The sequence below is a fragment of the Pseudomonas sp. LAIL14HWK12:I7 genome (assembly GCF_000483465.1).
In the GTDB taxonomy this organism is placed as follows: Bacteria; Pseudomonadota; Gammaproteobacteria; order Pseudomonadales; family Pseudomonadaceae; genus Aquipseudomonas; species Aquipseudomonas kermanshahensis.
On record NZ_AXYZ01000008.1, the window covers coordinates 73,396 to 92,315 of the forward strand.

Consider the following 18,920-nt stretch of genomic DNA (forward strand, 5'->3'; position numbering starts at 1 on the left):
CCATGAACATCCTCTACGACGAGCGGGTCGATGGAGCGCTGCCTGACGTGGACCTGCCCGCCCTGCTCAAGGCCCTGCGCGATGCGCTGCCGGACCTGACGATTCTTCATCGCGCAGAAGACCTCAAACCCTACGAGTGTGACGGCCTCTCCGCCTACCGGACGGTGCCACTGCTGGTGGTGCTGCCCGAACGCCTGGAACAGGTTCAGACCTTATTACAGCTCTGCCACCAACGCGGCGTACCGGTGGTGGCGCGCGGGGCCGGCACCGGGCTTTCCGGGGGTGCCCTGCCATTGGCCAAAGGCATCCTGCTGGTAATGGCGCGCTTCAACCGCATTCTCGAGATAAACCCCGAGGGGCGCTTCGCCCGTGTTCAGCCCGGGGTACGCAACCTGGCGATCTCCCAGGCTGCCGCGCCCTATGGCCTGTACTACGCCCCCGACCCGTCTTCGCAAATCGCCTGCTCCATCGGCGGCAACGTGGCCGAAAATGCCGGGGGCGTGCATTGCCTCAAGTACGGTTTGACCGTGCACAACCTGCTCAAGGTGGAGATTCTCACAGTCGAGGGTGAACGCCTGACACTGGGCAGCGACGCCCTCGACAGCCCCGGTTTCGACCTGCTGGCACTGTTCACCGGCTCTGAAGGCATGCTCGGCATCGTCACCGAAGTGACCGTCAAGTTGCTGCCCAAGCCCCAGGTGGCGCGGGTGTTGCTCGCCAGCTTCGACTGCGTCGAGGACGCCGGCAGGGCAGTGGCCGAGATCATCGGCGCCGGGATCATCCCCGGCGGGCTGGAGATGATGGACAACCTGGCGATTCGCGCTGCCGAGGACTTCATCCACGCAGGCTACCCCGTGGATGCCGCGGCGATCCTGCTGTGCGAACTCGATGGTGTCGAAGCCGATGTGCATGACGACTGCGAGCGGGTCGCGGCCGTGCTGACCCAAGCCGGCGCACGCGAGGTGCGGCTGGCCTGCGACGAGGCAGAACGCGCGCGTTTCTGGGCCGGGCGCAAGAATGCCTTCCCGGCGGTGGGGCGCATTTCACCCGACTACTATTGCATGGATGGCACCATCCCACGCCGCGAGTTGCCGCGCGTACTCAAGGGCATCAGCGCACTGTCCGAACAGTACGGCTTGCGCGTGGCCAATGTGTTCCATGCCGGCGACGGCAACATGCACCCGCTGATCCTGTTCGATGCCAACCTGCCCGGCGAACTGGAACGTGCCGAAGCCATTGGCGGCAAGATCCTCGAACTGTGCGTGGCGGTAGGCGGCAGCATTACCGGCGAGCACGGCGTCGGGCGGGAGAAGATCAACCAGATGTGCGCGCAGTTCAACAGCGACGAAATCACCCTGTTCCACGCCGTGAAGGCCGCCTTCGACCCACAAGGGTTGCTCAACCCTGGCAAGAACATCCCCACCCTGCACCGCTGCGCCGAATTCGGCGCGATGCACGTGCACCACGGGCAGTTGCCCTTCCCCGACCTGGAGCGTTTCTGATGGGCAAGGACCGCGACATCAGCCAGGCCCTGCTGGAGCAGGTCAACCAGGCCCTGAACCTGGGCACACCGCTGCGAATCCAGGGCGGCAACAGCAAGGCCATGCTCGGCTGCCCGGTCGCCGGGGAAGTCATCGATACCCGCGGCCATCGCGGTATCGTCAGCTACGACCCCACCGAACTGGTGCTGACCGCACGCGCCGGCACGCCGCTGCAGGAAGTCGAGGCAGCGCTGCACGAGGCTGGCCAGATGCTGCCTTGCGAGCCCCCGCACCTCGGCCCCGAAGCGACCCTCGGCGGTGTCGTTGCGGCGGGGTTGTCTGGGCCACGCCGGCCCTGGGCCGGGGCGGTGCGCGATCATGTGCTCGGCACCCGGGTGATCACTGGCCACGGCAAACTGCTGCGTTTTGGGGGTGAAGTCATGAAGAACGTCGCCGGGTATGACGTCTCGCGGCTAATGGTCGGCAGTTTCGGTTGCCTTGGCCTGCTGACCGAGGTGTCGCTGAAAGTACTGCCGCGCCCGCGCCAATGCCTGAGCCTATGCCTGCCGATGGACCGTCACCAGGCGCTGGCGGCGCTTACCGCCTGGGGCCAGCAGCCGCTGCCGATCAGCGCTGCCTGCCATGACGGCGAGGCGCTGTACCTGCGTCTGGAAGGGGGTGAAGGCTCGGTGCAGTCGGCACGCCAACGCCTGGGAGGTGACGTGCTCGACAGCTGTTTCTGGAACGACCTGCGCGAACAGCGCCTGGCTTTTTTTGACGACCCGGCACCGCTGTGGCGGCTGTCCGTGCCCAACGCCACCGGGGAACTGAACCTGCCCGGGCGCCAACTGATCGACTGGGGCGGCGCGCAGCGCTGGCTGAAGTCGAGCGCGCCAGTGGAGTCGATTCGCGCAGCGGTTGCCAACGTCGGCGGCCATGCCACTTGCTACGCACCTGGCGAGCAGAGCAGCGCACCATTGCCCGCCGCCCTGCTGCGCTACCACAAAGCCCTCAAGCAGCAGCTCGACCCCCAGGGCATCTTCAACCCTGGCCGCCTGTACCCAGACCTATGAGGGCACACCATGCAAACCAACCTGAGTGAAGCCGCCAAACGCCTGCCCCGCGCCGAAGAAGCCGAACGCATTCTGCGTAGCTGCGTGCACTGTGGTTTCTGCACGGCCACCTGCCCCACCTATCAGTTGCTCGGCGACGAGCTGGATGGCCCTCGCGGGCGCATCTACCTGATCAAACAAGTGCTCGAAGGCGCACCAATCACCGCCAGCACGCAACTGCACCTGGACCGCTGCCTGACCTGCCGCAACTGCGAAACCACCTGCCCTTCAGGCGTGAAATACCACGATTTGCTGGACATCGGCCGCGCCGTGGTCGAACAGCAAGTGCCACGCCCGCTTGGCCAGCGCCTGCTGCAGGGAGGGCTGCGGGCGGTGGTGCCGCGCCCTGCGCTGTTCAAGGCCCTGTGCCGCACTGGGCAAGCCTTGCGCCCGGTGCTGCCGGCAACCCTGAAAAGCAAGCTGCCCGCCCAGGTGACCGCACCCGGCGTACGGCCGGCGCCACGGCATGCGCGCCGGGTGCTGTTGCTCGAAGGCTGCGTGCAACCGGCGCTGTCGCCCAATACCAATGCCGCTGCCGCGCGCGTGCTGGACCGGTTGGGGATCAGCGTCGAACCGATTCGCGAAGCCGGTTGCTGTGGTGCGGTGGATTACCACCTCAATGCCCAGGCCCAAGGCCTGGACCGCGCCCGGCGCAACATCGACGCCTGGTGGCCGGCCATCGAAGCGGGGGCTGAAGCCATCGTGCAAACGGCCAGCGGCTGCGGCGCGTTCGTGCGCGATTACGGCCACTTGCTGGAGGCGGACCCGCGGTATGCCGCCAAGGCGGCGCGGGTCAGTGCCTTGTCTCGCGACCTGGTGGAAGTGCTGTGCGAAGCGCCGGTCGAGCAGCTTGGGCTGTGCGCCGAGCAGCGTGTGGCCTTTCATTGTCCGTGCACCTTGCAGCACGCGCTCAAGCTTGGCGGCGCGGTCGAAGGCCTGCTGACTCGCCTCGGTTTTACCCTGACCGCGGTGCCGGATGGCCATTTGTGCTGTGGGTCGGCGGGGACCTATTCGCTGACCCAGCCTGAGCTGTCGCGGCAGTTGCGGGACAATCGATTGAAGGCCTTGGAGAGCGGCATGCCGCAGGTCATTGTTACCGCCAACATCGGTTGCCAGGCCCACCTTGCTGGGGCCGGGCGCACGCCGGTGCGGCATTGGGTTGAAATTGTTGATGCGGGTTTGGGGGCGGGATAGGTATGACGTTAGATGTGCAGCGCCTATGAGATCGAGCGCCGCCCGCGCGGCCCTTCGCAGCACAAGGCTGCTCCCACATCTGTTTCGGGCCAGTCATTCCTGTTCCATGGGCGCGCGGCCCCTTACCGCCCACCTCAATATCGAGTTGGACCAACAAGGCGGTCGCGCGCCAATATCACAGGCCTCACTGGCCCGAAACAGATGTAGGAGCAGCCTTGTGCTGCGAAGCGCCGCGCGGGCGGCGCTCGATCTCATAAGCGCAGAAAATCCCAAGGCCGAACACTTTCAGAAATCCCCCACAACCACGTCAGAAATGCCCTACTTGTCGCGCCTGACTGCTGAAAACATGATCCCCTCTGGACGACTCAGAGGAGGCCCCCCGCATGCACCAGTCCGCTCGCCCCACCGCCGAACTGCGCCACACCCTGCGTGAACTGCTGGCCCACAAGGTCAGCAACCCTGATGACGACCCGCACCTGTCGGGTGTGCTGTTCTTCTGTGCCACCGACGAGCGCACCCGCCAGTTGATCGAGCGCATCGAGCTGCTGGCCAGCGAAGCCTTCTTCGACGCCAGTGGCCGCGCCATCACCCACCGGATGCGAGCGGCTGCGGTTGACGGGGTGCGTATCAAGCAAAAACACAAGGCACCGGCCGATGAAACAGTGATACGCATCGCCCTGCCCGACAAAGGCTACATCACGGTCAGCACGGCACGCTTGTAGGCACAACGCGGTGCATTGGCACTGTACGTCGAAGTGCGATCCGCTATCCTCAACACTCCCCCGCACCGGATCGTTTCATGGAACTGCACATCCGCCTGGAAGGCCGTAAAGGCCTCGCCGACCAGCTCTACCAGCAACTGCGCGCGGGCATCGACAGTGGCCACCTGGCGGCCGGCAGCCAATTGCCACCCACCCGGCTGCTGGCCGAACAACTGGGCGTGTCGCGCAAGACCGTGGCCGAGGCGTACTCCAGGCTTACCTATGACAACCTGCTCAGCGGCGTGGTCGGCCGTGGCACGTTCATCACTCCGCGCCACCCCCTGCGTTCCAACGAGGCAACGGCCATCCCCTTGGCGGCTGCGGCATCCCTCGAACGCTGGCAGCAACGCGCGACCGTGCTGGGTAGGCCGCAACTGCAAGCACCGTCGCGCTATGACTTCGTTGGCGGCGCTTCGAGCAAGACGCAGTTCCCGTTCGACCAGTGGCGCAGCTGCCTGAACTACGCCCTGCGCCGCAGCCAGCGGCACCCCGAGCGGCAGTTCTCTGCCCAGGGGCTGCCTGAGCTGCGTGAAGCCATCGCCCACCACATCGCCTACGCCCGCGGCGTGCATTGCAACGCAGCGGACGTGTTGGTGTGCAATGGCGCGCAACAGGCGCTGGACCTGATCGCCCGAGTGCTGATCGAACCGGGCTGCCCGGTGGCCATGGAAGACCCGGGTTACCCGCCGGCTCGTCAACTGTTCCTGGCCTTGGGCGCACGCCTGCAATCAATACCGGTCGATGATCAAGGGATGTGCGTCGAGCAGATCGCCGACGGCACGCGGCTGATCTACGTGACCCCGTCACACCAGTTCCCCCTCGGCATGCCGATGAGCGAGCCGCGCAGGCGGGCGTTATTGGCACGCGCCGCCGAGCTTGGCGCGTTGATCATTGAAGACGATTACGACTGCGAATTCCGCTACCAGGGGCCGCCCGCCGACGCCTTGCAGCGCCTCGACCGGCATGGCCTGGTGGCCTACGTCGGGACCTTCTCCAAGACCCTGCTGCAGGAGCTGCGCCTGGGCTACGCCGTGTTGCCGCCCGCGGTGCTGAAGGCCGCCTGTGTGGCCAAGCACCTGAGCGACTGGCACAGCCCGACCCTGCTGCAATGGGCGCTGGCGCGCTTCATCAGCGAGGGCCACCTGAACAAGCACATCCGCCGCTGCCACGATGTCTACAGTGCTCGCCGCGAGCGCATCCTCGCCCGCCTAGGCGGCGACCTGGCGCCTTGGTTCAGCGCCGTGCCGGCCAGCGCCGGTTTCCACCTGAGCGCATTGGCCAAGCCGGGGGTGGATGTCGAACTGCTGGCCAACCTCGCACGCAAGGTGGAGGTCGGCCTTTACTCGCTGGCACCCTTCTTCAGTGACGTGCCTGTGCGCCCTGGGCTGGTAATGGGCTTCGGCGCCATCGAACTGCTCGACATCGACCCTGCCCTCGACCGTGTTCGCGATACCCTGCAACGCCTTAGCTGACCGACGCGGCCTGGCCGTTCGGCACCGAACGGGCAATAGCTGCCGCATAGCCGCGTGGCGCGAAACAGGCCGTCACCAGCAGCATCGCCACCACGGTCACGGTCAACAGCACCCACGACGCCTGGAAGTCGCCACTGACGTCGCGCAACCAGCCCGTGATGTACGGCACGATCCCGGTAATGATGAAGCCGATCCCTTGAACAAAGGCCGCCAGGCTCCCCGCTTCGGCGGGTGTTTTCAGGTGCTCCAGGGTCAGTGTCAGGCTCTGGCTGAAGCACGCCCCCAGGCCAAAGCCGATCATCGCCACCCACAGGCCCATGCTCAGCGTGGGCGCCAGTAGCAGCCCAAGAAAGCCGGCCAGTTGGATCGTAAGCGCCAGCCATAAACCTGGCCGACGGTCCACCCAGCGGCGCAGCAACAACGGCAGCCCCAGCGCGCCGGCAACCTGGAAGATCGTCATCAGCCCCACCAGGTCACCACCGCCCTGGGCGGTTCCGCCGTGCTCCAGGTGATAGGCCGGCAGCCAGGCGACCATGCTGGTATAGCCACCATTGATCAGGCCGAAATACACGGCCAGCAACCAGGCACGGCGGGTGCCGAACCAATGCCCGCCAGTGGCACCCGCCAGCGTCGGCGTAGCCTGCCGTGGGCGCAGCAGCGTCCAGGCCAGCAGCGCCACAAGCGCCGGGATCGCCCACAGGCCCAGCCCGGCCTGCCAATGGCCAAAGTACCCACTGATATGCGGGCCAAGCACCGCCGCCAGGCCGCCACCACTCATCAAGGCCGCGGAATACATGCCCATGGCCCCAGCCAGGCGGGTCGGGAACCAACGGTTGACCAACCCCGGCATCATGCCCTGGACCACCGCCACGCCGAGGCCGGCGACCACCGCGCTGGCAATCAATGCCCAGGCGCTGTCCAGTTGCAGGCGCCACAAGCACGCCAGCGCAATGGCCGACAAGCCGGCGAGCATGCCGCCATGTTCGCTGATCCAGCGCCGCAACCAAGGTTGCAACAACGGCACCAGGCCCATGCACAACACGGGCAGCGCGGTCAGCAGTGCGGCCTGCTGATAGCCCAGGCCGGTACTGGCGCGCATGGGTTCAAGCAGCGGCCCGACGCTGGTGAGGATCGGGCGCAAGTTCAGCGCCAGCAGCACCACCAGCAACAGATTCAAGGCAGTTCTCATTGCGTGTTGGCCTGCTTCCACTCAAGGTACAGGCCGGCTTCGCCACTGGGTTTCAGCGGCCGCAACGGCAGGCTCTGCTGTTGCGGAGGGCGCGCCATCTGCGCATACACCGCAGCGGTGGACAAACCGAAGGGTTCGCCTTCATCGTTGTCATAAGCGAACCAGGCACGCTCGATGCCGCACAGGTGCATGGCCGCCAGGCACATCGGGCACGGGTGACCGCTGGCGTAGACCTCGGCACCGTCCAGACGAGCCTGGCCCAAGGCATGCGCGGCCTTGCGGATGGCCTGCATCTCGGCATGGGCGGTCGGGTCCTGGGTGCTGTGGATCTCGTTGACCGCGCGCGCCACCACCTGCCCCTGGTAGACCAGCACCGCACCAAAGGGCCGGCCACCGGCCTGGATGTTGGTGCGGGCCAGTTCGAGTGCTTCGCGCATATAGCGTTCTTCGGACATGAGTCGGTACTCCTTCTGCAAGACCTGGCCATTATCCCGGCTTGCCGGCCTTGGCAGAAATGAAGAGATTGGATGCACCTCAGTGGCCACCTGAATGCCCAGATTGGCCTCCGGGCAAAGTGTGCGATTGGCTATCGGGCTGATCGCTGCACAGCGCTAAGGTAGCGCCATGTCCACCCAACACCTTCTGGAGAACACCATGAACACACGTATTGAATGGGCCAAGCACGCACCGGAAGCCTACAAAGCCATGGTCGGCCTGGAACAGGCCCTGGCTAAGTGCGGCCTGGAGAATTCACTGCTCGAATTGGTGCGCCTGCGCGCTTCGCAGATCAACGGCTGCGCCTACTGCGTCAACATGCATGCCAATGACGCACGCCAGGCCGGCGAAACCGAAGCACGCCTGCAAACGCTGAGCGTGTGGCAGGAAACCGCCTACTTCACTGCGCGTGAACGTGCCGCACTGGCGTGGGTAGAGTGCCTGACCCGGCTGCCGGAGCGCGGTGCGCCACAACCGGAATACGAAGCGCTGCAAGCGCATTTCGAGCCGCAGGAAGTGGTCAACCTGACGCTGGCCATCGCCACCATCAATGCCTGGAACCGCTTCGGCGTCGGCTTTGCGATGGTGCCGGCCTGATGGTGTCGGCTTAGCCACTGCGCCCGGTCAATTTGGCTCGATAGCTGCCGGGGCTCTGCCCGGTCCATTTCTTGAACGCCCGGTGGAATGCACTGGGCTCCTGGAACCCGGCCTGCTCGGCAACCTCGGCGATGCTCAGCACCCCTTCGCGCAAGTGCTCGAAGGCCATCGCCCGGCGTACTTCGTCCTTTATCTGCTGGTACGAACGGCCCTCCCGCTCCAGCTGACGGCGGAACGTACTGGCGCTGATTCCCTGCACCTGCGCCAACGCGGCCAACGTCGGCCATTGCCCGTAGCGGCGAGCGCGCAGGTGGCGATAGACCTCGGCCACCAGGCCGTTCTGGTTGCGAAAGCGAATAACCAGGCCTTGGGGGGCGCTGCGCAAAAAGGTCTTCAAGGCCGGCAGGTCCTGCACTACCGGCAGGCGCAAGTAGGCACTGTCGAACTCCACTTCGGTACGCCCACTGCCCAGGCGCAGGTCAGGCCCCCACAGCAGCAGGTCATCGTCCTGCGCGGGGCGCGATACCGCAAGCTCGGTGCGGTCGATGGCAATGCGCCGCCCTGCCAGCCAGCACAGCAAGCCGATCATCAGCACCAGGTAGGTTTCTTCGGCATACACACGGGTCAAGGGGTCGGCAATGCTCGACTGCACGCTGATCACCGCCCTGCCGCCGCGTAGCGTGAGGCTACCGCGCAGGTCACGCAGGAACAGGCCAAAACCGCCCATGCACTGACGCAAGGCCTTTTCCAGGTTCGGCTCCTGAATCAGGCCACGGCAGATCAGGGCAAAGCTGCCCAGCGGCATGCCGTGGCTGTCGAGGCAGAAAAACTCGTCGTCCAACAGCTGGATCAGGGCCAGCCACAGCTGAGCGAATGCCTTGGCCGGCACGCGGGCCTGGGGCTGCTCGAGCAGTTGCGGGTCGATACCGACCGCACGCAGGTGTGCATCGCGCACGTCCGGGCGTTCGCGCAGGGCATGAAGCATGGCTTCGAGGAAGTACACGGCGACCGTATCGCTATCGCGCATGGCGGATTTCGCTGTCTATGCTGAGTGGCAAAAAGTGCCAGGTTGATTGAACAGATCCGGCATAGGCTCTGGCAGAGCCTTTGCCTAGACTCGGATGAACGAAGGGATCGCCCGCCATTCTCGCAGAGCCAGGCCCGGTCCCGCCATGCCTTCGCAATCGGAGCCCCTATGAGCAGCGCAGAAATTTACGTCGTCAGTGCCGTCCGTTCAGCCATTGGTGGCTTTGGCGGTTCCCTCAAGGACCTGCCGCTGGCCGACCTCGCCACCGCCGTAACCCGTGCCGCCATCGAACGCGCGGGCGTGGACGCCGGGCAAATCGGCCATGTGGTGATGGGCAGCGTGATCCCCACCGAGCCCCGTGATGCCTACCTGGCGCGGGTTGCAGCGATGAACGCTGGCATCCCCAAGGAAACCCCGGCGTTCAACGTCAACCGCCTGTGCGGCTCGGGCCTGCAGGCCATTGTCTCGGCGGCACAGTGCCTACTGCTCGGCGACACCGATGTGGCCCTGGCGGCGGGCGCCGAGTCCATGAGCCGCGGCCCGTACCTGCTGCCACAAGCCCGCTGGGGCGCACGCATGGGCGACCTGCAAGGTATTGACTACACGGTCGGCGTGCTGCAAGACCCCTTCGAACACTTCCACATGGGCATCACGGCCGAAAACGTCTCTGCCAAGCACGGCATCACCCGTGAAATGCAGGACGAGCTGGCCCTGACCAGCCAGCGCCGCGCCGCGCGCGCCATTGCCGAAGGCCGCTTCACCAGCCAGATCGTCCCACTGGAACTGAAAACCCGAAAAGGCAGCGTACAGTTCAGCGTCGACGAGCACGTGCGTGGCGATGTCACCGCCGAGCAGCTGGCCGGCATGAAGACCGTGTTCAAGAAAGACGGCACCGTCACCGCCGGCAATGCCAGTGGCATCAACGACGGCGCGGCCGGCCTGGTGCTGGCCAATGGTGACGCCGTGCGCCGCCTGGGCCTGAAACCGCTGGCACGCCTAGTAGGCTACGCCCATGCCGGCGTCGAGCCCGAGCTGATGGGCCTGGGGCCGATCCCGGCAACCCGCAAGGTGCTGGAAAAAACCGGCCTTAGCATCCAGGACCTGGACGTGATCGAGTCCAACGAAGCCTTCGCCGCCCAGGCCTGCGCCGTGGCCCGCGAGCTCGGCTTCGACCCGGAAAAGGTCAACCCGAACGGTTCGGGTATTTCCCTCGGTCACCCGGTCGGCGCTACCGGCGCGATCATCGCCACCAAGGCCATCCATGAACTGCACCGCATTCAGGGCCGTTACGCCCTGGCCACCATGTGCATTGGCGGCGGCCAAGGCATCGCCGTGGTCTTCGAGCGCGTCTGAGGAAACTGACACATGAACATCGAACAGATTGCCGTGATCGGCGCAGGCACCATGGGCAACGGCATTGCCCAGGTGTGCGCCGTGGCGGGCTATCACGTGCTGCTGGTGGACGTTTCCGATGCCGCGCTGGAGCGTGGCGTGGCCACCTTGCGCAAGAACCTCGAGCGCCAGGTCAGCAAAGGCACGCTCGACGCCGAAAAGGCCGAGGCGGCGAAAGCCCGCATCCGCACCAGCACCGACTACGCGCAACTCAGTGGCGCGCAGTTGGTGATCGAGGCAGCCACCGAAAACCTGCAGCTCAAGCAGCGCATCCTTCAGCAAGTGGCTGCCAGCGTGGCCGCCGACTGCCTGATCGCCACCAACACCTCGTCGCTGTCGGTCACGCAATTGGCCGCGAGCATCGAGCACCCCGAGCGGTTCATCGGTGTGCACTTCTTCAACCCGGTGCCGATGATGGCCCTGGTCGAGATCATCCGTGGCCTGCAGACCAGCGACAGCACCTATGCCCAGGCCTTGCTGGTGACCGAGAAGGTGGGCAAGACCCCGATCAGCGCCGGCAATCGCCCAGGTTTTGTGGTCAACCGCATTCTGGTGCCGATGATCAACGAAGCGATCTTCGTGCGCCAGGAAGGCCTAGCCAGTGCCGAGGACATCGACACCGGCATGCGCCTGGGCTGCAACCAGCCGATCGGCCCACTGGCACTGGCCGACCTGATCGGCCTGGATACCCTGCTGGCAATCATGGAGGCCTTCCATGAGGGCTTCAGTGACAGCAAGTACCGCCCAGCGCCGTTGCTCAAGGAAATGGTCGCGGCCGGTTGGCTGGGGCGCAAGAGCGGCCGCGGTTTCTTCACCTATTGAGGAGCAAGTACCATGCCCCCGGTCAACGCTGCAATGCGCTGTGCCAATTTTGAAGAGCGACGTGACCGGGCCATGGCGCTGTTTGCCGAAAAGGGCTTCGGCCAGGTCAGCATGCGTGAACTGGCGGCCCACGTCGGGCTGACCGCGGGCTCGCTGTATCACCACTTCCCCAGCAAGCAGGACCTGCTGTACGACTTGATCGAAGAGTTGTACGAGGAGCTGCAGGCGACCCTGGACCTTGGGCGCAGGGCCATGGCACGGGGTGGTTCGGCGTTGTCGTGCCTGATTGCGGCGCATTGGCAGTTGCATGCCGAGCGGCCATTGCAGTTTCGCCTGGCCGAGCGGGATTTTTGCTGCTTGAGCGAAGCGCAACAGGCGCGCCTGCTGCTGCTGCGCAGGCGTTACGAAACCGGGGTGCTGCACCTGATTGCACCGCGGGCAAGCCTCAAAGGCGAAGCACTGGCGGCGACCGCGCATGTGCTGGCGACGCTGCTCAACCAGTTGCCAGGGCTGCTGCAGGCGCGGCGCCTGTCGGAAGGCGAAGGGCTGGGGTTGATGGAAAGCCTGTTGCTGGGAGGCATTGAGCGAACCCTGCGCTAACGTTCACGCTGTTGTAGGAGCAGCCTTGTGCTGCGAAGAGGCCGGCATGGGCACCTACTTCTCTATGGCTGCGATGGCCTCTTCGCAGCACAAGGCTGCTCCTACATCCGGGTAGCCTCAGCGCAGCAGCTTCTGGATCTGCTCGTGCAGGGTATCCAGGTCGAACGGCTTGGCCAGGATCGGCGCCTTGCGCGTGATCGGGCTGCCCGATTCGAGAATCTCCGCCGGGTAGCCACTGATGAAAATCACCTTCAGCTCCGGCCGCAATTTTACCGCGGGCTCGGCGATATCCACCCCAGAGATGCCCCCTGGCAATCGAAAATCGGTGACCATCAGGTCCAGGTGCGGCTTGCTCGCCAGGATCTTGAACGCCTGCTCGCCGTCTTCGGCTACCAGCACGTGATACCCCTCGCCGGCCAGGTAGTCGCGCAAAATCATCCGAATCGCCGGCTCGTCCTCGACCACCAGCACCACATCTTGTGCATCTTCACTCATGATAACGCCTTGAAAGTCTTACAGTTGGCCATCTGACCCCAGGCTTACGCAGAGGTTGCCCGCGCCTGGTCGTTTTGTTCTTTGAACGTTGCCAGCGGCAATTGCAACGTGAATGTGGCGCCCTCGCCTTCCTCGCTGTCCACCAGAATCCGCCCGCCGTGGGCCTGGACGATCTGCTCGGAGATGTACAGCCCCAACCCCAGCCCGCCGCTGGCCTGGTGTGCTGCGACGCGCTCGAACTGCTGGAAAATGCGCTGCTGGTTGACGGCGCTGATGCCAATGCCGTGATCCTGCACCTGCACCCAGGCCATGCCGCCCTCCGCGAACACCCGCACCTGCACCGGTTTTCGTTCACCGTAACGCAAGGCATTGGACAACAGGTTGGCCACCACTTGTTCAATCCGAAATTCGTCCCACTCACCCTGCAACGTTTCACAACGTTGCAGCGCGATATGGGTATCCAGCGCGGTGGCCTGGGCGCTGAAGTTTTCCACCAGGCCGCGCACCAGTTGGCCAATATCGAACACCCTGGGCCGCAGCGACAACTTGCCGGTACGGATGCGCGAGACGTCCAGCATGTCTTCAATCAGCCGGATCAGGCTGTTGATCTGCCGCTCGTCACGCTCGACCATGGCCTGCAGCTTGTCTGCGCTGAAGGCCTCCAGGTTGCCCCGTGCCAGGTGCATCTTGCGCAGCTGGGTTTCCAGAATCAGGCCATTGAGTGGCGTACGCACTTCGTGGGAGACGATCGACATGAAGTCGTCGCGCATGCGTACCGCATGCTCCAGCTCGCACCGCGCCAACTCCAGCTGGCCAAGCAGCACCTCCTGCTCCTGACGGCTACGCTCCAGGGCTTCCAGTTGCCGACCAAGCACCTTGCGCTGGCGGAACAGGTCGACGAACACCGAGACCTTGCTCTTCACTGCCAAGGTGTCGAGCGGCTTGTGCAAAAAGTCCACGGCCCCGCTTTCATAGCCCTTGAAGGCGTAATTCATCTCGCGCCCCGCCGCACTGACAAACACGATGGGAATGTTCTTGGTCTTTTCCGTGCCGCGCATCAACTCGGCCAGTTCGAAGCCATTCATGCCTGGCATCTGCACATCGAGGATGGCCAGCGCAAATTCGTGCTCAAGCAGCAGCGACAATGCCGCTTCCGCAGACTGGGCCTGGTGCACCTCGCGGTCTTCGCCCTGGATCAGGGCCTCGAGCGCCAGCAGGTTTTCCGGCAGGTCGTCGACGATCAGCAGTTTGGCGATGGTGTGGCTTAGCATGCGCTTGTTTCCAGGGTCGCGAGCAATTGCCCGATACCACTCAGAGTAAGGATATGGTCGGGCTGGTGCAGGGCCAAGGCGGCTTCCGGCATCAGCGCGACCTGTGCGTCGCGAGGGTCCTGAACAATCGTGCGGCCCCCATTGTTGTTGATGTAGGCCAGGCCCGCGGCGCCATCCTCATTGGCACCGGTCAGCAGCACGCCAAGCAGGCTGGCGCCGTAGGCATCGGACGCCGACATGAACAGGAAGTCGATGGCCGGGCGCGAGAAGTGCACCGGCGCTTCCTGGCTCAACGACAGCGTCAGGTCACGCTCCACCGAGAGGTGGTACCCCGGCCCAGCAACGTAGATCATCCCAGCGCTGATCCGTTCCTTGTCACTGGCCTCGCGCACGGGGCGCTGCAGCCGCCTTTGCAGCACTTCGGCCAGCTGGCTGTGCCGCCCGTCCGGCAAGTGCAGCACGCACAATACCGGGATGGCGAACGCCGACGGCAGCGCACCGAGCACCTGCAACAAGGCCGCCACCCCGCCAGCCGAGGCCCCCATCACCACTGCCCGTGCGCCGTTCATGTCTTACGGTAGATCCGTTCCGGCTTCACCAGCGGCTCGAAACGCTGGCTGTAGGCCGAAAAGTCTACCGACTCCTTGCTGCCCAAGACCAGGAAGCCCCGGTGGCAGAGGGATTCATGAAACAGGCCCAGGGCCCGGTCTTGCAGGTCTTTGTTAAAGTAGATCAGCACATTGCGGCACGACACCAGCTGGGTCTCGGAGAACACACTGTCGGTGGCCAGGCTATGGTCGGCGAAGGTCACGTTGTCGCGCAGGCTGCTGTCCATGATGGCGTTGCCATAGGCAGCGGTGTAGTACTCGGCAAAGTCACGGCGGCCACCGGCCAGGCGGTAGTTTTCTTCATACTCGCGCATGCTTTGCATCGAGTAGATACCCTGCTTGGCCCGGTCCAGCGAATGCGGGTTGATGTCGGTGGCATAAATGATGGTGCGCTCAAGCAGGCCTTCCTCACGCAGCAGGATGGCCATCGAGTACACCTCTTCACCGGTGCTGCACCCCGCGACCCAGATCTTGATCGACGGCCAGGTCCGCAACAGCGGCACCACTTCGTTGCGCAGGGCCAGGAAGTGGCTCGGGTCGCGGAACATCTCGCTGACCGGGATCGTCAGGAACTGCAGCAACTGCATGAACATGCCCGGATCGTGCAGCACCCGCTCTTGCAACGCCGACACCGTCAGGCAGTCGAACTGGCGCAGGGCATGCAGGATCCGGCGCTTGATCGAAGCGCCGGAGTAGTTGCGGAAATCGTAGCTGTACTTGAGGTAGATCGCCTCGATCAGCAGCCGGATCTCGATGTCGGTGTTGCGCTCGCTAGTCAAATTCGCTCCAGTTGCGGCAGCCATACACGGATCAACGAGAACAGGCGGTCCAGGTCGATCGGTTTGGCCAGGTAATCATTGGCGCCAGCCTGCAGACAACGCTGCTGGTCATCCTTCATCGCCTTGGCGGTCACGGCGATGATCGGCAGCTTGCGCCAGCGCGGTTGCTGGCGGATCAGCCGGGTAGCCTCGAAGCCGTCCATCTCCGGCATCATCACATCCATCAGCACCAGGTCGATGTCGTCATGCTGCTCCAGGCGCTCGATGGCTTCACGCCCGTTACGGCCAATCTCGACGATGGCGCCCTTGTGCTCCAGGGCACTGGTGAGGGCGAAGATATTACGCACATCGTCATCCACTAGCAGCACTTTGCGCCCCTCGAAGACCTTGTCGCGGCTGCGCGCGGTCTTGAGCATGCGCTGGCGCTCATGGGACAACTGCGATTCGACTTTGTGCAGGAACAGCGTCACTTCGTCGAGCAGGCGCTCCGGCGAACGGGCGCCCTTGATGATGATCGAGCGCGAATACTTGAGCAGGTCGGTTTCTTCTTCGCGGGTGAGGTTGCGCCCGGTGTAGACGATCACCGGCGGGAATGAGCGGATGTCCTCGGCAGTCATGCGCTTGAGCAGCTCGTTGCCGAGCATGTCGGGCAGCTTGAGGTCGATGATCATGCAGTCGTAGATGTTCTCGCGCAGCAGCGCCAAGGCGTCCTGGGCCATGGCCACGGCGGTGATCTCGACATCGTCATCGCCGATCAGGCGGGCGATGCTTTCGCGCTGCAGGTCGTCGTCCTCCACCAGCAGGATGTGCTTGAGCTTTTGGGTCAGCTTGGCTTCCAGGCGGGCGAACACTTCCTTGAGTTCTTCACGGCTGGCCGGCTTGACCGCGTAGCCCACGGCGCCCATGTGCATGGCCGCTTCAACGCGATCCTCCACCGAAATGATGTGCACCGGAATATGCCGCGTGCCGGCCAGCTCCTTGAGGCGCTGCAGCACGGTGAGGCCAGAATGGTCAGGCAGGCGCATGTCCAGCAGGATGGCATCGGGGATGTACTGGGACGCCAGCGCAAAGCCCTCGTCGGCGCCATGCGCCACCAGGCAGCTGTAACCCAACTCGTGGGCCAGGTCGAAGAGGATGCGGGCGAAGTTCGGCTCGTCCTCGATCACCAGGATGCAGCGGTTATTGAAGGGGGCCCGCTCGCGGTCATCGGCGAAGGTCGGTGCCGGCAGTTTCGGCGCCACGGCGTTGGACGCCTTGGGCGCTGGCGGCAGAGTGTCTACCGCAGGGCGCAGGCTCAGGGCCTCGACTTCCTCGCCCTCATGTTCGTAGCGTTCGGGCATGACCAGGCTGAACACGCTGCCCTGCCCCGGGTTGCTCTCGACATTGATCTGCCCGCCCAGCAGGTGCGCCAGGTCACGCGAAATCGACAGGCCCAGGCCGGTGCCGCCATAGCGCCGGTTGCTGCTGCCGTCGACCTGGTGGAAGGCGCCGAAGATCGCCTGCTGCTGGTCGGCGGCAATGCCAATGCCAGAGTCACGGACGGCGAAGATGATGCCGGTACCCGCCTGGTGGCTGATGGTCATGCTGACCTGGCCGTGGTCGGTGAACTTGATGGCGTTGGACAGCAGGTTCTTGAGGATCTGCTCCAGCCGTTGACGGTCGGTGAACAGCGTCACTGGTACCTGCGGCTCGACCTTGACCTCGAAGGCCAGGCCTTTGTGCTCGGCCAGCGGCAGGAACATGCCGCGCAGGCCTTCGACCAGCCGCTCCAGCTGAGTGGTCTCCGGGCGCACTTCAAGCTTGCCAGCTTCGACCTTGGCGATGTCGAGAATGTCGTTGATCAGGTTCAGCAGGTCATTGCCCGCCGAGTAGATCGATTCGGCGAACTTGACCTGCTCGGCACTGAGGTTGCCTTCGCCGTTCTCGGCCAGCAACTTGGCCAGGATCAAAGAGCTGTTCAGCGGCGTGCGCAGCTCGTGGGACATGTTGGCGAGGAACTCAGACTTGTACTTGCTCGAACGCTGCAGGTCGTCGGCGCGGGCCTGCAACTCTTGCTGGGCCTGGCTGAGCTCATCGTTCTTGCGGTCCAAGGCGTCGGTGCGCTCGGACAGTTGTTCGTTGGTCTGTTCAAGCTCGGCCTGTTGAGTTTCCAGGTGGGCCTGGGATTCCTTGAGCACCCGTGATTGCTCTTCGAGTTCTTCGTTGGCGGTTTTCAGCTCTTCCTGCTGCACTTGCAGCTCTTCGTTCAACTGTTGGGTCTCGGCCAGCACTTCCTGCAGGCGCTGGCGATAACGCGCACTCTCGATGGACATGCCAAGGTTGCCGCCGACCCGCTCCATCAGCTCTTCATCACGCGGCTGCAAGGGGCGCAGGAAGCCCAGCTCGATCACACCATTGATCTGCCCATCATCGGTGGCGGGCATCAGCAATGCACTGCGCGGCAAGCCATTGCCGAGGCCCGAACTCAGGCGGTAGTAGTCTTCGGGCAGGTCGTCGAGGCACAACAGACGGCCTTCGCGCACGGCCTGGGCCAACAGGCCATCGTGGTCGCCTTTGATCTGCTCACGGGCCTGTTCCTCGGCGCTCAGGCCATAGGTGGCCACGCGCACCAGGCGGCCATGTTCGTCGCGCGCATACACCGCGCCCACCACGCTGCCCAGGTAGGTAGCAAAGAAGCGCAGAATATTGTCGCCCAACATGGGCAGGGTCAGCTGCCCGAGCACCTGCTGGGCCAACTGGGTCTGCCCATTACGCAACCAGGCCTGGTGCTCCAGGCGCTCGGCCGCACGCTGCTGGGCCTGCAGGTTTTCGTCATAGCTGCTCGACAGCGCCAGCAGGTCGCGGCGCCCGAGGTAGGCCAGCAAGGCGCTGAGGCCGACGATGAACAGCACGAAGGCCGAGATCGCGGTCACGGTGACCGAGCTGACTTTCTCGTTGCGGGCCATGCGCAGTTGCTGTTCAGTGTCGATCAGGCCTTCGAATTCCTTGCGGATTTCATCGGTGATGCGCTTGCCGCGCCCATTGCCGATCGATGCCTGGTAATTGCCCTCGCTGCGGCGCAGGCTAATCATCTCGCTGCCGAAGTCATTCCAGGCCTTTTGCAGGGCCAACAGCCGATCGATACGGTCAACCTGCTGCGGGTTGTCCTCGACCATGCCGCGCAAGCTCTGCAGGCTGCCGAGAATTTTCGGCTTGGCCACCTCATAGGGGTCGAGAAAGCGTTCGTCGCCGGTGATCAGGAAGCCGCGCATGCCGGTTTCCATGTCGATCGACAGCTTGACCGTTTCGTTGGCATTGCCGATCACCCGGTCCGTATGCTCGACCCACTGCATGGCCGAGAGCAGGTAGTTGATCACCGCGACGAACGCCACTGCGCCCAGCAGGCCGACCCCAAGGGGCAGGCCGATGTTGCGACTCAGCAGCTTGCGAAAGCTTTGCTGGTCAATCGAGGCTACTTGAATCATCTGAAAACGCCCGAGCGAAAAGAATCCATGAAAAAGTGTGGCACCAAGACCGTTATAATTGTCTGCCGCCGCGCTCACCGGTAATAGCGAGTCTAACCAGCTTTGCTGGCTCTGGCAGGGCATTTAGCCAGCATTTGAAGGTTGCAGGCGCGAATCGTTCC

The 18,920-nt window shown here is 64.2% G+C and carries 17 protein-coding genes; 9 read left to right on the forward strand and 8 right to left on the reverse strand.

From position 1 onward, the window contains the following. Positions 1-2: 2 nt before the first annotated feature. The 5 genes from glcD (at position 3) to D886_RS0109540 (ending at position 6,020) form a co-directional block, all read left to right on the forward strand. Positions 3-1,502 (forward strand): glycolate oxidase subunit GlcD, encoded by a 1,500-nt coding sequence (gene glcD / locus D886_RS0109520; protein ID WP_027593705.1) that lies wholly within the window; start codon positions 3-5, stop codon positions 1,500-1,502. Then, on the forward strand, positions 1,502-2,554 hold the full coding sequence (gene glcE, locus D886_RS0109525) for a glycolate oxidase subunit GlcE (RefSeq protein WP_027593706.1): 1,053 nt from the start codon (positions 1,502-1,504) through the stop codon (positions 2,552-2,554). Before glcD ends, glcE begins: the two co-directional genes overlap by 1 nt. Before the next feature lie 9 nt (positions 2,555-2,563). Further along, complete coding sequence (gene glcF / locus D886_RS0109530; RefSeq protein WP_027593707.1) at positions 2,564-3,787, forward strand: glycolate oxidase subunit GlcF; 1,224 nt, start codon at positions 2,564-2,566, stop codon at positions 3,785-3,787. A 383-nt stretch (positions 3,788-4,170) separates the two neighbouring features. After that, positions 4,171-4,509 (forward strand): hypothetical protein, encoded by a 339-nt coding sequence (locus D886_RS0109535; RefSeq protein WP_027593708.1) that lies wholly within the window; start codon positions 4,171-4,173, stop codon positions 4,507-4,509. Positions 4,510-4,586: 77 nt separating this feature from the next. Then, on the forward strand, positions 4,587-6,020 hold the full coding sequence (locus D886_RS0109540; protein ID WP_027593709.1) for a PLP-dependent aminotransferase family protein: 1,434 nt from the start codon (positions 4,587-4,589) through the stop codon (positions 6,018-6,020). Here D886_RS0109540 and D886_RS0109545 read toward each other — a convergent pair. Together D886_RS0109545 and D886_RS0109550 are read right to left on the reverse strand one after the other, a co-directional pair. After that, positions 6,013-7,209: a cyanate transporter gene (locus D886_RS0109545; RefSeq protein WP_027593710.1), complete on the reverse strand. Its 1,197-nt coding sequence runs from the start codon at positions 7,207-7,209 to the stop codon at positions 6,013-6,015. The two genes, D886_RS0109540 and D886_RS0109545, sit on opposite strands and share 8 nt — an antisense overlap. Then, on the reverse strand, positions 7,206-7,664 hold the full coding sequence (locus D886_RS0109550) for a nucleoside deaminase (protein WP_027593711.1): 459 nt from the start codon (positions 7,662-7,664) through the stop codon (positions 7,206-7,208). Before D886_RS0109550 ends, D886_RS0109545 begins: the two co-directional genes overlap by 4 nt. 199 nt (positions 7,665-7,863) lie before the next feature. On the opposite strand from D886_RS0109550, the gene D886_RS0109555 reads away from it, so the two are divergent. Continuing rightward, positions 7,864-8,301, forward strand: a complete 438-nt coding sequence (locus D886_RS0109555) for a carboxymuconolactone decarboxylase family protein (RefSeq protein WP_027593712.1) — start codon at positions 7,864-7,866, stop codon at positions 8,299-8,301. A 10-nt stretch (positions 8,302-8,311) separates the two neighbouring features. Here D886_RS0109555 and D886_RS0109560 read toward each other — a convergent pair whose 3' ends face one another. Continuing rightward, complete coding sequence (locus D886_RS0109560; RefSeq protein ID WP_027593713.1) at positions 8,312-9,328, reverse strand: AraC family transcriptional regulator; 1,017 nt, start codon at positions 9,326-9,328, stop codon at positions 8,312-8,314. Positions 9,329-9,496: 168 nt separating this feature from the next. On the opposite strand from D886_RS0109560, the gene D886_RS0109565 reads away from it, so the two are divergent. Genes D886_RS0109565 through D886_RS0109575 form a run of 3 tightly spaced genes read left to right on the forward strand, consistent with a single transcriptional unit; the run spans position 9,497 to position 12,142 of the window. Continuing rightward, a complete protein-coding gene (locus D886_RS0109565) occupies positions 9,497-10,681 on the forward strand; it encodes an acetyl-CoA C-acyltransferase family protein (RefSeq protein ID WP_027593714.1) in 1,185 nt (394 codons plus the stop codon). Positions 10,682-10,693: 12 nt separating this feature from the next. Continuing rightward, the gene (locus D886_RS0109570) at positions 10,694-11,542 is read left to right on the forward strand and encodes a 3-hydroxybutyryl-CoA dehydrogenase (protein WP_027593715.1); all 849 of its coding nucleotides are present in this window, start codon (positions 10,694-10,696) and stop codon (positions 11,540-11,542) included. Positions 11,543-11,554: 12 nt separating this feature from the next. Continuing rightward, on the forward strand, positions 11,555-12,142 hold the full coding sequence (locus tag D886_RS0109575; protein ID WP_027593716.1) for a TetR/AcrR family transcriptional regulator: 588 nt from the start codon (positions 11,555-11,557) through the stop codon (positions 12,140-12,142). A gap of 117 nt (positions 12,143-12,259) precedes the next feature. On the opposite strand, the gene D886_RS0109580 is transcribed toward D886_RS0109575, so the two are convergent. The 5 genes from D886_RS0109580 to D886_RS0109600 are packed head-to-tail and all read right to left on the reverse strand — an operon-like array spanning position 12,260 to position 18,759. Continuing rightward, entirely contained in the window at positions 12,260-12,637 is a 378-nt protein-coding gene (locus D886_RS0109580; RefSeq protein ID WP_027593717.1) for a response regulator, read from the reverse strand. Between the two features lie 44 nt (positions 12,638-12,681). Further along, complete coding sequence (locus tag D886_RS0109585; RefSeq protein ID WP_027593718.1) at positions 12,682-13,908, reverse strand: hybrid sensor histidine kinase/response regulator; 1,227 nt, start codon at positions 13,906-13,908, stop codon at positions 12,682-12,684. Continuing rightward, positions 13,902-14,477, reverse strand: a complete 576-nt coding sequence (locus D886_RS0109590) for a chemotaxis protein CheB (RefSeq protein WP_027593719.1) — start codon at positions 14,475-14,477, stop codon at positions 13,902-13,904. The genes D886_RS0109585 and D886_RS0109590 overlap by 7 nt, the downstream gene beginning before the upstream one ends. After that, positions 14,474-15,295 (reverse strand): protein-glutamate O-methyltransferase CheR, encoded by an 822-nt coding sequence (locus D886_RS0109595; RefSeq protein ID WP_027593720.1) that lies wholly within the window; start codon positions 15,293-15,295, stop codon positions 14,474-14,476. Before D886_RS0109595 ends, D886_RS0109590 begins: the two co-directional genes overlap by 4 nt. Beyond that, on the reverse strand, positions 15,292-18,759 hold the full coding sequence (locus tag D886_RS0109600; RefSeq protein WP_027593721.1) for a response regulator: 3,468 nt from the start codon (positions 18,757-18,759) through the stop codon (positions 15,292-15,294). The genes D886_RS0109595 and D886_RS0109600 overlap by 4 nt, the downstream gene beginning before the upstream one ends. Positions 18,760-18,920: the final 161 nt, after the last annotated feature.